The sequence below is a fragment of the Litorimonas sp. genome (assembly GCA_029936425.1).
Lineage (GTDB): Bacteria > Pseudomonadota > Alphaproteobacteria > Caulobacterales > Maricaulaceae > Litorimonas.
This window is the reverse complement of record JAPYSU010000158.1, coordinates 1-1126: the sequence shown is the minus strand read 5'-3', so window position 1 is coordinate 1126 and position 1126 is coordinate 1. Positions and strand designations below refer to the sequence as shown.

At 45.9% G+C, this 1126-nt stretch carries 3 protein-coding genes; 2 read left to right on the top strand and 1 reads right to left on the bottom strand.

Annotated features, from left to right (window positions below):
- The coding region (locus ACN0IC_RS15705; RefSeq protein WP_416879685.1) for a beta-eliminating lyase-related protein at positions 1–132 on the bottom strand (132 nt) is incomplete at its 3' end.
- Positions 133–287: 155 nt separating this feature from the next.
- Here ACN0IC_RS15705 and ACN0IC_RS15700 point away from each other — a divergent pair.
- Both ACN0IC_RS15700 and ACN0IC_RS15695 read left to right on the top strand, forming a co-directional pair.
- Positions 288–773, top strand: a complete 486-nt coding sequence (locus tag ACN0IC_RS15700; protein WP_416879683.1) for an Lrp/AsnC family transcriptional regulator — start codon at positions 288–290, stop codon at positions 771–773.
- Between the two features lie 243 nt (positions 774–1016).
- Positions 1017–1126 (top strand): FAD-dependent oxidoreductase (locus ACN0IC_RS15695; protein WP_416879684.1); only part of this gene is annotated, 110 nt, incomplete at its 3' end.

The following is a 1126-nucleotide window of genomic DNA, read 5'->3' as shown; positions in this document are numbered from 1 at the left end:
AATAGAGGGGTCTTCTCGATAAAAATCATCGCCGACCTCCGCTTTCGCCATGCGCTCGCGCATTGCATCACTTGGCGACGTGAGCGTGTCACTGCGAAAATCGAATATTTGTCCGTTAGAAGCGTCCAGCACTTACGTCACCATCTCATTATGATCTTGAGCCTCAAACTAGCCTGATCCGCACTCCAAAATAATACTTTGAGTGCGGGTTCTTGAAATATTCAGTCTTATATGTTCTGCAATATGACGAAGAATTTCATTATCACCATCAGTGGAGATGTTAGAGGATGTCGAGGAAACCGAGTGAGTTAGATCAGATTGATCGCAAGATACTGAACCGCATGCAGCGCAATTGTCGGATTACGAATGCTGATTTGGCCGCTGAGGTTGGTACTTCGGCACCCTCGTGCATGCGCCGTACAAGACGCCTCAGGACAGAAGGTTTCATCGAAAGAGAGATTGCTTTGGTGAATCCAGAGAAAGTAGGCAGCACCCTCATCTCTATCTCCGAAGTTAGGCTCAATAATCACGAACGCCAAGCCAGAGATAACGCGATTAGGCACATTAAAAGCATTCCAGAAGTTACAATCTGCTTGAATGTTACTGGCGACCGCGACCTGATGTTCGTGGCCATGCTGACAGACATGGAGGATTTCGCAGAGAAGATAACGGAACCGTTGGCGATCATTCCCGAAATTGCATCGATCAACAGTTACTTTGCGATCAAAACTATCAAGTTTGAACCCTTCTTGCATTTTGATGAGACAAGATAGCCGGAAGAAGACGGTCAAACCTTAGGGTTGATCACAACGTGTTTCCAAAAATGACACTTAAGGTTGGGTTAATGGAATATTTCTCCATTTGATAGAGAATATTATACGCAATATTTCATTATCTAAACCATTTTGAATAATATTAACGTGGCGTGACTGCGAAACTCTTCTTCGAAACTGGAAGGGTACTACGACTTGAAAGAGCTTTGGAAAGCATCCGCTAGGAATTCCTTTTCGGCGAGCGTGTTGGATACCGACTTAGACTGTGACGTTGCGGTAATCGGGGGCGGTTACACGGGCTGTTCAACGGCCCTACATGGCGCTGAGTTGGGTCTCGATGTGAAGGTGCTGGA

What these genes read in the sequence shown, in the direction of transcription:
- ACN0IC_RS15700 (WP_416879683.1), top strand. Translation starts at nt 288, where the DNA reads ATGTCGAGGAAACCGAGTGAGTTAGATCAGATTGATCGCAAGATACTG.